General features: G+C 62.7%; 9 protein-coding genes and 1 pseudogene. 8 read left to right on the top strand and 2 right to left on the bottom strand.

Annotation, left to right across the window (positions count from 1 at the left end):
• The 7 genes from AIIKEEIJ_RS30795 to AIIKEEIJ_RS30765 form a co-directional block, all read left to right on the top strand.
• A partial coding sequence (locus tag AIIKEEIJ_RS30795) for a hypothetical protein (RefSeq protein ID WP_338021038.1) occupies positions 1-849 on the top strand: 849 nt, incomplete at its 5' end.
• Positions 850-1151: 302 nt separating this feature from the next.
• Positions 1152-1631 (top strand): hypothetical protein, encoded by a 480-nt coding sequence (locus AIIKEEIJ_RS30790; RefSeq protein ID WP_161995130.1) that lies wholly within the window; start codon positions 1152-1154, stop codon positions 1629-1631.
• Positions 1628-2296, top strand: coding sequence for a DUF6308 family protein (locus AIIKEEIJ_RS30785; protein WP_161995131.1), 669 nt, complete (start codon positions 1628-1630; stop codon positions 2294-2296). The genes AIIKEEIJ_RS30790 and AIIKEEIJ_RS30785 overlap by 4 nt, the downstream gene beginning before the upstream one ends.
• A 199-nt stretch (positions 2297-2495) precedes the next feature.
• Complete coding sequence (locus AIIKEEIJ_RS30780; protein ID WP_238406218.1) at positions 2496-5228, top strand: hypothetical protein; 2733 nt, start codon at positions 2496-2498, stop codon at positions 5226-5228.
• A gap of 3 nt (positions 5229-5231) precedes the next feature.
• A complete protein-coding gene (locus tag AIIKEEIJ_RS30775) occupies positions 5232-6731 on the top strand; it encodes a hypothetical protein (RefSeq protein ID WP_161995132.1) in 1500 nt (499 codons plus the stop codon).
• A gap of 14 nt (positions 6732-6745) precedes the next feature.
• The gene (locus tag AIIKEEIJ_RS30770) at positions 6746-8875 is read left to right on the top strand and encodes a site-specific DNA-methyltransferase (protein WP_006937970.1); all 2130 of its coding nucleotides are present in this window, start codon (positions 6746-6748) and stop codon (positions 8873-8875) included.
• On the top strand, positions 8872-11469 hold the full coding sequence (locus tag AIIKEEIJ_RS30765; protein WP_006937971.1) for a DEAD/DEAH box helicase family protein: 2598 nt from the start codon (positions 8872-8874) through the stop codon (positions 11467-11469). Before AIIKEEIJ_RS30770 ends, AIIKEEIJ_RS30765 begins: the two co-directional genes overlap by 4 nt.
• Positions 11470-11765: 296 nt before the next feature.
• On the opposite strand, the gene AIIKEEIJ_RS30760 is transcribed toward AIIKEEIJ_RS30765, so the two are convergent.
• Together AIIKEEIJ_RS30760 and AIIKEEIJ_RS30755 are read right to left on the bottom strand one after the other, a co-directional pair.
• Positions 11766-12272 (bottom strand): hypothetical protein, encoded by a 507-nt coding sequence (locus AIIKEEIJ_RS30760; protein WP_049904218.1) that lies wholly within the window; start codon positions 12270-12272, stop codon positions 11766-11768.
• A 138-nt stretch (positions 12273-12410) separates the two neighbouring features.
• The gene (locus tag AIIKEEIJ_RS30755; protein WP_006937975.1) at positions 12411-13133 is read right to left on the bottom strand and encodes a YfbU family protein; all 723 of its coding nucleotides are present in this window, start codon (positions 13131-13133) and stop codon (positions 12411-12413) included.
• An 890-nt stretch (positions 13134-14023) separates the two neighbouring features.
• On the opposite strand from AIIKEEIJ_RS30755, the pseudogene AIIKEEIJ_RS30750 reads away from it, so the two are divergent.
• A pseudogene (locus tag AIIKEEIJ_RS30750) lies at positions 14024-14457 on the top strand (integrase); the annotation flags it as partial.

Here is a 14457-nt window from a genome sequence, read left to right as displayed (position 1 = left end):
ACGTCATCGGGTCGGGAGGGCGAGGTCATGGCCGAGGAAGCCAGAGGGGGACGGCGCCGCGAATACGCCACCGACGCCGAGCGGGTACGGGCCTGGCGGCAGCGCCAGAAAGACAAGGCCCGCGCCCAGCAACAACAGGATGCGCTGCCGACCGATCCGACCTCGGCGATCGGCACCCTCGCCGACGCGGTACCCCTGCTGCGCCGCGAAGCACAGGCGATGCTCGAGACGCTGACGACGATCGCGGCGTCGATCACCACCGCGACCGATCTGCTCGCCGATCCGGCGGCGATCGATGCACAGCTGCGGCGCGTGCAGGCCGATGCCGACAAGGTCCGGGCCGACGCCGCAGCCGAGATCGCGGCACTGCGGGACGAACTCGACACCGCTCGCACCGAACGCGCCGACGCCGATGCCGCCGCCACGGCCGCTGACGCCGAGGCCACCGAGGCCCTCGCCCAGCTCACCGCAGCCCGGGCCGACCACGCCGCGGCGCAGGACCGCTGGCAGCAGCAGCTCGATCAGGCCGCCGCGACCCACCGCGAGCAGATCGCCGGCCTCGAGCACCGGATCGAGCTGCTCACCGGGCAGCTCGACGAGCACCGCGAGCGGCTGACCCGAGCGATCGCCGAGAAAGACGCCGCGGCGGCCACCGCAGCCGAACACACCCGGCGCCTCGACGCCGAACTCACCGCCGCCCGCACCGCGGCGGCAGCCGAACGTGACCGCGCCTCCACCGCCCGCGCCGACGCCGCCGCCGCACACGCGCAAGCCGAAGCCGCCCGCGAACGTGTTGCCGAACTGCGCGCCGAACTCCAGGACCTGCGCACGCCCCCGGCCGGCCCGTGAACCCCCGGCCGGGGCTCTCTGTACTACCGGCTACGAAAGCTGTGGACCTCGAGGTTCGACGGGGTCGACCTGGCATACTTCGATGCGGCCATCCCCGCCGTACCCCTTGCGGCGGGGATGGGTTCTTCGGTCGGGCACTCACTTATCGCCGACCAGGGCGGCGACGTCGTCGACGGCCTCGGTGTCGTCTGCCCACCTGAGCCCGGGGCCCTGCGTGATCGCCTCCGTCCAAAGTCGATGCGTGTCGAGTCGTCAAGCGGGAGTGCATGATGAGAGGCCACCGACACGCACCGAGGGGAACGATGTTCACCGCACTACGCGGCCGATTCCGCACACGATCGACCACAGCCCACGCGCCGACCCCCGAATCGCACCGGAGCGGCACACCCGCGCAGGCGAAGGCCGACGCGGCAGCGCACACCCACGCCCAAGCTCGGATCGAGACATTGGACAGGTACCTCGGCTCGCTCACCGAACCCGACCGCGCCGAGTACATCGCCGCAGCGCAAGACCTCCACGATGCGATGAACGAGACCGGCACCCAGGATTTCCGCGCCTGCTCCCGAGGGGGCCGGCCACCCGCCGGCGGCAGCGTCCCGGACGGAATCCGATCTCTCCAGGATCTGCGGGCACTCGCTCGCACCATCCGCACCTCGAGCCGGCCGGACCCGACGGAAATCGCCGCTGCGACGACGGCAGGCACGTCGGCTGCGACTCCACGCACCGATCCGGGAAGTAGCGACGACACCGACCCGGGCGCGGCCGGGCAGCAGAAGCCATGAACCACACCGGCGGCGAGGCCGCGGCCACGGTGTTGGTGATCGCTGGCCGCACCCTCGACATCGACACCGCAATCGCCAAGGCCCACGGCTATCCGGCGGTGACCGTGGCCCGCTACGACCTGCCCGGACCCGGAGCACTTGAGGAGATCACCGCCGACGAGATCGCCCGCACCCACAAAGTACGCTCCCGGATCAGCCACGCTCAACGCGACTGGTTCATCCGCAGCGCCGTCGACGCCCCGTGGGCGGCGGTGCCGATCGAGGCACAGCTGGTCGACGCCGACCCGAACATTAGCGGCGAACTCTACGACCGGGCCGAAGCTCTCTACGACCATTTCCGCACCGCCGCGCCCCGATACGTGGGGGTAGCCAAGATCAGCAAGGTGCTCCACCTCAAACGCCCAGGATTGTTCCCCATCCTCGACTCGAAAGTCATGGCGTTCTACCGGCATCATGCTCGTGCCGCCGCTGCCCGATACCCCCACCGCGGCAGGCGAGCGGTGTTCTGGGCAGCCATCCGCGACGACGTGTGCACCAATCTCGACAGTGGTGCCCTCCCGCTGTTCCGCCGCCGCCTGGAGCAGTCCGAAGCCGAGCAGGTCCGCCGGATCGCGTCCCTGACCGATGTGCGTCTGCTCGACCTGCTGAGCTGGGCTGTCGCCTGAGATAGCAAGGGCCATCTCTGTGCCTGCTCTGGCCGCCTTATTGGAGTTCTTCGGTTTCCGTGGGTGCCGAATGGCAGATGTAGCGAAATCGATCTGTGGAGCGAACTTAAAGAGTGCAGCCGTGTGTTCACGGCTGTCAGCGTCATGATCTAGGCCGCGGCCTCTACTGCTGTCCTGCACGAGTTACATCGGAGGATGCTTGTCGACGAAAGTGACGGGCGGCGCAAGCAGCGCGGTTGCTGCTTCTTCCCATGCTGCGTGTGCCCGGTTCCGTGGAACCGACCCCCTGATTACCGGCGTTACGCGACGTAAGCTCGCAGAGCAGGTCGGCCATTCCAAAGGACCCCAGAGCGCCATCCCGTTGTTGCGGTGGATGCGCGCGATGATGTTCGAACGGCTGGTCCGTGACAACCGCTTCGCGTCCGAGGTGGTCACCGTTTCCGTCGGCGCCCTGGGTCTGGGCCGGCCGCAGGCGGTTGTCGTAGCCGACGCCCACATCGACACGAGCAAGACAGCGTCCGCCCTCGATCTGGCACACAATGCTGCTGTCACGCGTGGACATGCCACCCTGATCCACCAATTGGCCGTTCCATTTCTCGGACTCGAAGGCGAGAACGCTACGGACACACATCCTGACTTCGCGGTGGTTGCGCCCAAGTCTCCAAACAGTGACGGCAAGTCTGACGGTTCATGGTTGATCGTCGGCGACGCCAAGGACTATCAACGAGTTCGCGCCAAAATTGAGGATGGTCGTCTCCTCAAAGGATTCCTGCAGGTCGCCCTAGGTGCCGAGTCCGCCGCAGCATGGACGAAGCTGCCCGCAGGAATGGACGTTCACACATTCGGCATCCTCGCCGTGCCTCGCAACTCTTCCCTGTCTCCGACTGCAGTAATCGAGAACCTGAACGACCACCGTGAAGAGGTTCGTATGCGTGTTCGAGAACGCGCTTCGGAAGCAGCCGGCTTCCCTCCGGAAACCCGCACCAACTTACCGGCCCATCTTGCCCACTTACAGGCCATCTATTCTCCGGACACCTGTCCTAGCTGCGACATGTTCATGTTCTGCCGTGCCGAGCTGCAGAAGTCGACCAACCCGGCCGACCTGCTGATCGAACTGGGAGTCAAACCGGAAGTCCGAACACAGGCCGTGGGACTGATCGATGGCGTCACCTCCGTCGGCAAGATCCCGAACTCGGTCCGCCAGCAGATCGAGGCGACGCTCGCAGGAAACGGCATGCTATCCGGTCAGCGGCGCCTCGACCCGATCGGACAGTCCGGCACGGTCAACGTGGTACTGGCCAAGTCGGACGGTGCGACTCTCGGTGTGTACGGCATCGCCGTCCAGCGCGTCACAAAGAACGCTGTCGAACCATGGCACGTTTCGGTGTACGACAACCCGGACAGCGACGCCACCCGGCGATCGATCATGAAGCTGCTTGGCAGGGAACTCAACAAGGCCATTGCAGAGCAAATCAAAATCGACGCCGACGCTCCCGCTCCCGTCCACCTCGTCGTGCCCGACTCGACGACCGCCGACCTCCTGGTCTCGATCGCTGACAGTGTGGCCGGCAAAGAACTTTCTCGGTTGCGCTGGGAGCGCGACAAACAGCAGGGACGCCCAGCGCTCACCTACAACGGCGAGCCCGCCGTCATTCCCTCGTACCTTCCAGAGAAGGACCGCGTAGCCGTTTCGTTCCTCTTGGAGCAGGACCGAGCACGGACTATGAAGGCCCGCTCTACCATTGTCGACTTACGCAGGGCACTTGCCTCTCTCGTGACGGCCGGCGGCCCAACCGTCAACTCTCTTCGTCTTGACTACCTCGCGCCGTGGGTAGACCCGAGTGAACCTCCGATCGACCACCGTGCCCTAGCAGAATTGATCGAGAAGTCGGCTCACTCGGTCGGCGCACAATTAACCCCGACCCAGTCCAATGCGATTCACCACGCGTTCACAGGTGACAAGCCCGGGCTTCCGCGACCAGCCAAGCCGAGCGTCTACCACGACCTGATCCGCACCGAGATCGAATACAAGACCACCGTGTTCGACAAGGCCTCCGGGATCCTTCAAACCGAGTTCGACCTCTCAAAGCTGCAACCAGCGGTGCGCACTGTAGAGGCCGACGCCCAGCGCCTCTGGCGTCGACGACTCGACCTGCACGCATTCGACCTCGTCCGGTTCGATCGCACATCCCGCTGGTGGCGCAACGACGTGGTACCGATCCTCGAAGCGGACGACAAGTTCACAGCCCAAGTGACGGCCCTGACGAACCCGCTTGCAGCCTATGACGCTGCTCAGGATGCAGGCACACGCCACCTCGCCCTGGCACGAGTGATCAACGACGCTCCGCTGACGCTCGAAATCGACTCCCGCCGCATCGGCGACGAGTCGCGCATCGTCGCACTTCACCAAAACGGCTACGCCCTAGTAGAGACCGACGAGGTCACCGTTCAGGCCCAGAAGGGCAGCTTCAAGCTCTCCCACATGCCCATCGGTGAGCTTACGGCTCTCGGGACACACCCTCGCCAATACAGATGGTCACCACACCACGATCCCGGCTTCACCGTCGGCGACGAGGTGATAGTCGCAGATTTCTCGTGGTTCTCCGATAACAAAAGCGACGTGTGGTTGAACATGAACCGACCGAGCGTCGACTCGTCGTCCGCGCCCAAACCCACCTGCACCCCCGACTCGTTCATCGACGACCCTGCCAACCATCAGTGGTGCTGCAAACCTCACGAGGCGGCCGAAGCCGAGTGGTCAGACATCCTCGCAGACCGCCGTGCCCGCGGGGAGCTCAATCCACAAGTATGGCCGCCCGTACTGGACTCAGACGCGTTCGACGTCAACGCCGCTGACGAGAGCCTGCCCGATCCTGCCGATCGGCCGGCCACCCAACCACCCGACGAGCTGACGATGGACGACGTGGAATAGCTGATGACTGTCACATTTACATCCCCGTCGCTTGTCGCTACCGATGCCTACCACCACTCGCGTGCCGCAGCGCAGAACGAAGCGGCGGCCACCTTCGCCAAGGGCCAGCTTCTCGACGCACTCAACGGCAGCTCGGACATTCAACGCATCCTGCTGAAAGCTGCCGCCGGGGCCGGCAAATCATTCCTGCTACGCGGTCTGGTCCGTGACGCCATCGATCAACCGCAGTGCCTGCGTGTCGCCGTCACAGCCTTCCAGAACCGGCAGCTGTGGCCGCTTGCCGCGTCCCTCGGAAACGACATCGGCAAGGACCGTGTGTGGCTGTGGGCATCCAAGCGCGTCTTCAATGACGTGCCGGACTGGGTCAAGACGTCCGCAACCGTCGTCGACTCGGTCAAAGCGATTCCCCAAGACGTACCTGTCGTGCTGACCACAACACACATGCTCGGAATGACCCGCCAGCACATCCGAAGTCACTTCGGCACATCTTTTCACGACGACTACCGATTCGACGTCTTGTTCGTCGACGAGGCATGGCAATTGCCGCACCACCTGTTCGACAAAATCACCTATACCGCACCTATCCACGTAGGTGTCGGTGACGTCGGGCAACTACCCCCCTTGGAGATTGCCGAAAACCCATGGCGCGGCGACCCCGGCTTCAACCCCTATCGCGCCTGGCCAACCGCCTACGACGACGATGACACCAACACATGGGCCACCGAACTGCCCGCAGTCTGGCGCCCGACAGGCGAACAACTGGGATTGTGGCGTGCGTTCTACCCCGAGTGGGAGTCACTCAACTGCGTCGCCGCACCCGGTGACCGATCAATCGGACTCGGCCCTCTCTCCGGCCTGACAAAGACGGTGTGGGAGTCCGTCGCTACCGGCGTCCCCACGCTCCTCGAAGTCGACGGATTGCCGGACGCCGAAGCTGCCGACGTCGACCTACCACTTATCGAGTTCGTCGAATCCCTTCTCGACGAACTGTTCTCAGCAGGGTTCACTCTCTTCTCCCAGATCTACAACGACGACGGAACACCGAGCGGCAAGACCAAGGAGGAACGCCCCGGCGCCGATGCGGACGACCCTCTCGTCGCCATTCTCGCCACCCGAAATCAGGCGGTTGACGACGCCGCCGACGCTGCCGCCCGACTCAGCGCCAAACACAACCTGATCGAGTCCGACTTGATCGCGTCCACCGTCGACTCGTGGCAGGGGCAGACGAACGGCATCACAATCGCCCTCCATCCCCTCACCGGCGCCTCCGAGTTGGACGAGTTCAACTCGGCGTTCGGCCGCCTCGCAGTCGCCTGCACACGCGCTACACATGGCTTACTGATGGTGTCGCGGCCTGGACTCGACAGGCTGCTTCAAGAAGCACCTGTGCGCCCAGGTACTCCATTCGGTGAACCGGGGAACCGTCATTTGCCCCGTCAGACCCATCAGCGCATCCTCGCCACCTTCGCACGAGGGGTCGCCACAGTCTCACCGACTCCGTAGGAAAGAATCGACCCGTGTCACGCCTCAACGACCTCATCCGCCACGTCGCCAATATGGATCCTCGGTTGGCGAAAGACCTGCAGCGCGAAACCGACGCACTTGCGGAACGCCGACCGTTCGGACTGAACTTCGAACGACACACGCCCGAGGCGGTGGAATTGCCGGGCCGGCCAGTGCGCAAGAACGACAAGGTGCGCATCTTGCCAGACCGGGGCGAAATGCCGAAGAAGGAGAACGAGCGTCTCTATCGGGTAGCGAGGACTTACACCGAAGAAGGCCAACGGTGGGCTGACGTTGTAGCGGTGGACGATCCCGACGAGGGGTGGTCCGTGCTCGTGGAGGACCTCGTCGTGGTTGCCGAGTTCCGAGACCCGATCTATCCCGGGCTCGTCTCCACGGGGAAAGTCGAGCGTGGCGGCGACAAGCCGTTCCACACTGTCATCAACTCCGAGAACTACCATGCACTCCAAGCGCTGCTATTCACGCATCGGGGCAAGGTCGACGCCATCTACATCGACCCCCCGTACAACACCGGGGCCAAGGACTGGAAGTACAACAACGACTACGTGGAGTCGGACGATCACTATCGTCACTCCAAGTGGCTTGCGTTCATGGAGCGTCGCCTCTTCCTTGCGAAGGAACTACTCAACCCCGACGACTCGGTGCTCATCGTCACAATCGATGAGAAGGAGTATCTGCGGCTGGGATTGCTGCTGGAACAGGTGTTTCCCGAGGCTAGAATCCAAATGGTGACGTCGGTTATCTCCCAGCGCGGAGTCGCGCGCGACGGCACGTTTGCTCGCGTCGATGAGTACCTGTTCTTTGTCTTCATCGGCAGCGCGAAGATCTCGTTTACCCCTAGAGATCTTCTTGGATCTGTTGAGTCTGAAAAGCCACGTCAAATGTGGTTTCAATTCCGACGAAACGGCGAAGGGTCATTGCGTGTAAACTCGCCAAACCTTTTTTACCCCCTCCTCATCGAGCCAGAGACTCGACGAATCATATCCGTGGGAGATCCACTGCCACTTCAATCCGACCGTAGAGAATTTCCAGTTCCGGCCGGCTTGGAGGCTGTTTGGCCGCTTCGCGAAGACGGTACCGAAGCCCGTTGGAGAACCGGTGTCTCGATTGCGCGCCGCAACGCCGAAGCTGGATACCTCCGTGTGGGACCAATGAATGAAAAGAAGGGGCTTCGACCGGTGCTTTTCATCAACGAAGGGGGGGTCAAGGCGATTGAGAGCGGAGAGATCGAAGTTCTCGGTAGGGGAGAGAGTGGTGAAGTGCTTCTGGGTAGTGCTAAACGTGAAGCGGTGCAACCCAAGACTGTGTGGAACAGCCCGGCTCATGATCCCGGTTGGCACGGTAGTCGGATGCTCGCCTCGTTCCTTCCTGGAATCCGCTTTCCGTACCCGAAGTCGCTATACGCGGTCGAAGACTCGCTCTCCATTTACGTTGCCGACAAGCCAGAAGCCGTAATCTTAGACTTCTTTGCTGGATCTGGCACGACAGCGCACGCAACATTTCGTCTCAATAAGCGAGATGGTGGCCACCGTCGCTCAATCGTGATCACGAACAACGAAGTGAGTGCTGAAGACCAAAAGGGCCTACGTGCGGGAGGGCTGCGCCCCGGCGACCCTGAGTGGGAGCAGTGGGGCATCTGCGACCACATCACCAAGCCCAGAATAGAGGCTGCCGTTACAGGCAAGACCTCGATGGGAGAGCCGATCAAGGGGGATTACAAGTTCACGGATGAGTTTCCGATGGCGGACGGATTCGAAGAGAATGTCGAGTTCTTCACCCTCAGCTACGAGTCTGCGATGCGCGTGTCCTCTAACCGCGAGTTCGCCAAGGTTGCGCCATTTCTATGGTTACGTGCCGGGGCGCGCGGGCGGCGCATCGACGACGTCTCCACTGGTTGGGACGTGGCTGACGCGTATGGCGTGATCGCGAATCTGGACTTGAGTGAAGCATTTATCAAAACGGTCGAGACACAGGAAGGTTTGACTCACGCCTTCATCGTCACCGATGAGGACCGACTGTTCGAGGCGATGGTGCGACAGTTACCCGAGCACGTCGAACCGGTCCGCTTGTACTCGTCCTACCTGCGTAACTTCGAGATCGAGGCAGGAAGGGCCGCACGATGAAGTTCACCCTCAAGCCGTATCAACGCACCGCCCTCGAAGACATGCTTGTGACGCTTGACCGCGCCAAGACGATCTATGAGCGCGAGACGACACCGACGTCGGTGTCGCTGTCCGCAACCACGGGTGCTGGCAAGACCGTTATCGCATCCGCCGTCATCGAGTCGCTGTTCTACGGAAACGACGACTTCGACTTCGAACCAGATGACGGCGCCGTCGTCATCTGGTTCTCCGACGATCCGAATCTGAACGAACAGACGCGGTTCCGCATCATGGAGGCGTCCGACAGGGTTGTGTCGACAGACCTTGTCACCATCGAACCCCCCTTCTCGAAGCCCAAACTTGAGCCGGGCAAGGTGTACTTCCTCAACACACAGAAGCTCTCGAAGTCGTCGCTTCTCACTCGCGGGCACGAGATTCTTACTGAAGACGAGGTCCTGGACGGGATGCACTCGTCTGTCCAGCCCGACCTGCAGGGATACACGATCTGGCAAACCATCGCCAACACGATCGACGACCCCGATCTCACGCTTTACCTGATCGTCGACGAAGCGCACCGGGGGTTCGGCACGAAGGCGACCCGAGACAAGTCCACGATTGTCCAGCGACTCATCAACGGCCACGCCGGGTACCCGCCCGTCCCCATCGTGTGGGGAATCTCAGCCACCATCGGAGACTTCAAAGAGGCAATGGATGACGCGGCCGTGTCCGGAGACCGCCGCTACCTTCCCCCAGTCCAGGTCGATGGTTTCCAAGTACAAGAGTCCGGACTCGTCAAGGACATCGTCAAGATCGACATCCCGGCCGAAGCGCAGGCCATCGACATGGTTCTGGTGCGTCGAGCCGCAAAAAAGCTGAAACGCTCATCCGAACGCTGGCAGAAGTACTGCGAGTCGCAAGGGTTGCCGGACGTCGTCAATCCGCTACTGGTACTGCAGGCGCCCAACACGCCAGATCACGACAAGCTGGGGCAAGCGCTTGACGTCATCTTCGAGGAAATGCCGGAGCTGGGGTCCGACTCCATCCGGCATGTGCTGGGCGAACACACTATGCAGACCTTCGGAGCACATCAGGTCAACTGGATCGAGCCGCAAGTAGTCGAAGACCGCACCCATGTTCGGGTGCTTATAGCCAAGGACGCGATCTCCACGGGATGGGACTGTCCACGGGCGGAAGTGCTCGTTTCGTTTCGGCCGGCGAAGGATCACGACCACATCCAGCAACTCCTCGGCCGGATGGTGCGCACACCGCTGGCGCGGCGAGTCCCGGGCGACGACGAACTCAACTCCGTCGACTGTCTGCTGCCCTTCTTCGACCGCAAGACCGCCGGCGACGTCGTGAAGTTGCTGACTGCTCAGATCGACGGCGTACCCGACCCGACAGGTCGGAAAATGATCCTCGAAGAGTGCGTCATGACGCCCAACAAAGCGATTCCCGACGAGGTCTGGACGGTGTGGGACAACCTGCCGTCCATGACGATTCCCCAGCGCGGCACTTCGCCGGTGAAACGTCTTGCCTCGCTTGCTTTAGCACTGTCAACCGATGGTGTTCGCCGGGACGCACTCGCTGAGATGGCTCGGAAAATCCACAAGGTGCTCGATGATTCGGCCGGGCTGTACAAGAGTCGGGTGAAAGCGGCCACTGCTGAGGTGTTGGCAGTGCGTCTGCAGGAAATATCGGCGAAGTTCGGCACGAAAGGTGTCGGATACACCGACATCGTCGAACAGGCCGACGAACGAGCCATTCGAGTCGCATTCGAGGACGCACGCAAGGCGTTCGGTTCCGATATCGCACAGACATATGTCGACCATCTGACGGGTGAAGACGACAGCGACGACGTATTACGCGATGCGTTCGTGCGGGCTGCAGCACTCGCTTGTGTGCCGGAGGTGCGGGAAGCGGTCGACAAGAAATCGGACGAGATTGCTGAGGAACTGTTCGAGGAGCATGCAGACGCAATCCAGGACTTGCCTGACGATCGCCAACAGGAGTATCGCGAGATCAACGCGCTCGCTGCGACTCCTCAGATCAGCCGGCTGGGGCGGCCGCGCACCCGGATCGAGGACTACATCGAGGAGATCGACGGACAGTTGCGCCGAGCCGAATTGGTGAAGTTGCACCTGATGTCGGATGAGAACGGAGATGCGCCTATCACCAACCTTAATGACTGGGAAGGCGAGATCGTCAAGTACGAGATCGCACGCTCAGGGGCGCTCGCGTGGTACCGAAACCCGCCACGCCAGACCGCCGACTCGCTCGGAATCGCCTATCGCGATGAGACGACCGGCAACTGGCGTTCGATGCATCCGGACTTCATCTTCTTTCATGAGATCGAAGGTGAGCCTAAGGCGTCGATCGTGGACCCCCACGGCCACCACTTGGACGACTCACTGGTGAAGCTTCAGGCGCTCGCCAGATTTGCCGAGCAGCATGGTCATGCGTTCCATCGGATCGAAGCCTTGAGCAAAGTCGGTGACGTGATGAAGGTGCTGAACTTGCAGGACGAGAATGTGCGGTCCATCGTCATGAGCGGCGGTCGGACGGTGGACTGGTACTACAACTCCCAGTTTGCTGGTAACTATTACGCGGAAAACTGAGGGATCGCGCCCCTACCGGCTCTGGGCGGGGCCTGTCCGAGCTGCCGCACGTCAGGGCGTCACGCCAGTTCATCCGGGGAATCGCACGCCTCTCAAGTCGAGACGAGACCAGTCCGTAAGTGGTTGATAGTGGTATTGTGTGGTTGCCTAAGGCAATAGCCGAGGGAAGCGGTTCGTGTAGGAGGTCTCCGGAGCGTAAGTACCCCCTGTGGGCAGCTCCACCTAGCGGTTTCCAGCCTTGCGCGCCCATCACGCTCGAGAAGAACCTCACCCCACGGGTGGGGTTCTTCTCGTTGTCAGAGCATGAATACCTCGATCCGGTGTGCGATCTTCGCTCTCATCTGGCCACCGCGGCCCCAGGCCCATGCATGGATATCGGGGAGCCACAGCAGTGGATCGCTCGGGGAAGCATGGTGGTAGACGAACGGCGCATCGGCGCCCAAGGCGTCGCGGATCGTCCGATTATCCTCTCGATCCTGATTGCAGGATTCGATAAGGACCCGGCTCACCGCGAGCGTAGCCAAATCCCGGACAGCTGCCCCGAGAGTGAGATCGCGGGCGCTTCGTTCGGGCATCTTTCCCGACTTCACGACGTAGAGGCGACTGGCCGCGTCGAGCTTCGATACCTCGGTGACCAGCTTTGGCGCGTCCTTCTTGCTGACGGACTTCATGTGTATACGTGCGCTGCCTCGCGGACGCAGCGCTTCCACCTGCTTACGCAGCGCTGCGACATCTCCGCCGGCGACGGTGACAGCGCAGAGCATGTAGCCGTCACGCTTGGACTCGTCAATGAATGCGTGCACAAGCGGGGATCTTGTCAGTGAGGGGTGCAAAAGTGAGTCCGGGCGCCGAACCAGGTAGTCGCTGCGTCGGCGACAACAGCTCCCGACCTGGTGGCTTCCGGCCTACCCCCGCAGTTGCGGACTCTGTGAAGAACCGCGTCATCGGAAGCTGGCCTCCGCCAACTCGATGAGCTCTTCGAGGTCGAGGCGGTAGGCATCGAGAGAGTATCCCCGGCTTTTGGCACGAGTGGTGATGATCGGCCGGTAGGTGTCCAGCAGAAGTCGATAGAAGGGTAAACAGCGGTGATGAGAGTTGCCGTCGTCGCCGATCTCCTCCAGTCGTGGGCCGGTTTCCGACCATCTCCTCCCGCGCACCAGATACTGCACATATGACAGCAGCCGGCCTTCTAGCTCGTCGCTGATGTCGAATCCCTGGAACTGCAGCCGGTCGATGCGTTCTTCCCCGAGGACGGCTCGATCAGCGGGATTGAGCGCCTCGATGCTTGCGCTCAGGACACGGAACATGTCGAGCAAGTCCCATACCAAAGCGCATTCGGTGCGGGTGAGTTCTGGACCGACCGTAGCGAACACATCGCCGTACTCGCCGGCATACCCTTCCTCGAGAGCTTCGCTTCGTCGTGCGTAGTAGTCGGCCTCGTCCGGCACGAGAGCGGCCAGAATCCTCGACTGGCTCGCGAGCAGTAGCCGTTCGCTCATCGTCAGTGACTGAGGCACATCGCCACGACGCATCTCCACGTCGCGACCGAGCAACTGATCGATCTGGTCCCGCAACAATGCGCTGACGGTCGCGCCCTTGGATTGGGCCAGCGCCTCAAGCTCTTCTCGAGTCTCGTCGCTGACACGGAGCGTGAGGGTGGCCATCGGATCCTCCATGTAGTCTGAACTACAGATTAGAATACAGTATTCACTTCCGTAATACTGCATTACACCACCGCGTGCGTGGTGCCCCTGACGGCTGTGCTGTTTACCGATCGTCAAACAGGACGCTTGCGTGAGGACGTGGGGTTGGAACGTGCCCTCCCCTGGAGGCGAGCGGATGAAGTCTTGTTTAGCCGTGCTGGATGGGGGTCCGGGGTGGGTACCCTATGGCGGACTCGTGGGGCGTCACCGTGGTCTGCTCTCTCACGGGCAGGTGGAAGACGTTGTTTCGCAAGTCCTCCTTCTCGGAACATGGCCACGGGAAGACCAGCCCGACCGCGCCACCTGCGACGACGATGCTTCAACACTGGTGTCGGCAACTGATGGTTCAAAACGCGCGTTCTCGACGAGTCCTGAGACATCGATGGCTCGTGTTGTTCGCCCGACGCCGGTCGACAGTCGGGAGTACCCGCGGATCGAGAAAGCAACCTGGGCCGTTTTCCGACCAGGACGAGGCACCTCCTGCTCGCCCACAAAGCCCTAGGCCTGTCCCGCATTCCGGAGCAGGATCCGAGCCGGACCGCACTGACCTCGAACGAAAAACGTGCTGACACGGATGGGAAACCCCTGGTCACGTACTGATATGCCAGTGGGAAGTTCACGGGACAGCCGTCTTGTGGAAACTGCATAAATCACGCAAATCGGGCGCATTCGGTCAGCTGGGGGTTTGTCACTCCCGGTGTGTGCGCGGTCGGTGACGAGAATCGTCCTTCCCGCACCCTCTCCCACGAAAACGCACCTCAGCGCGTTTTCCGCTGCCGAACTGTCGGAGCACCCCCGGTAGGGCGCCCGGCGAGACTCTCGACCAGGACGACACCCGCCCCAATGCCGGGATGTGGCCTCTTCTGACCCCCGCACCGGCCGCGGCGCCGCTGCTCGCCGAGCCGGTGCGGACCCGGATCGAGGCGTCGGTGACCGCGGCGCGTTCCGCCGGCACCCGCCGCGCCTACACCGCCGCCTGGCGCCGCTTCACCAGCTGGTGCGGCGCCGAAGGCCACCCCGCGTTGCCGGCGCATCCGGCGACGGGGTCCGCGTATCTGGCTGTCGCCGCCGACACCCTCACCGAGGGGCGGCGGGCGTACGCGCCGTCGACCCTGGCCAAGTGGGTGGCGGCGATCGCGCACCAGCACCGCACCGCCGGCTACCCCTCCCCACCAGCCACGAGCTGGTGCGGGCCACCGTGGCCGGCATCCGCCGCGACTACGCCACCGCCGGCGAACGCTCCCGTACCCCACGCGCCCCGCTGCTCACCGCCGGCGAACGCCCC

The sequence above is a fragment of the Rhodococcus sp. YH1 genome (genome assembly GCF_009939605.1).
In the GTDB taxonomy this organism is placed as follows: Bacteria; Actinomycetota; Actinomycetes; order Mycobacteriales; family Mycobacteriaceae; genus Rhodococcus; species Rhodococcus aetherivorans.
The sequence above is the reverse complement of the archived record's forward strand: the minus strand, read 5'-3'. Positions and strand labels throughout refer to the sequence as shown.

What these genes read in the sequence shown, in the direction of transcription:
- AIIKEEIJ_RS30765 (WP_006937971.1), top strand. Translation starts at nt 8,872, where the DNA reads ATGAAGTTCACCCTCAAGCCGTATCAACGCACCGCCCTCGAAGACATG.
- AIIKEEIJ_RS30775 (WP_161995132.1), top strand. Translation starts at nt 5,232, where the DNA reads ATGACTGTCACATTTACATCCCCGTCGCTTGTCGCTACCGATGCCTAC.
- AIIKEEIJ_RS30790 (WP_161995130.1), top strand. Translation starts at nt 1,152, where the DNA reads ATGTTCACCGCACTACGCGGCCGATTCCGCACACGATCGACCACAGCC.
- AIIKEEIJ_RS30755 (WP_006937975.1), bottom strand. Translation starts at nt 13,133, where the DNA reads ATGGCCACCCTCACGCTCCGTGTCAGCGACGAGACTCGAGAAGAGCTT.
- AIIKEEIJ_RS30785 (WP_161995131.1), top strand. Translation starts at nt 1,628, where the DNA reads ATGAACCACACCGGCGGCGAGGCCGCGGCCACGGTGTTGGTGATCGCT.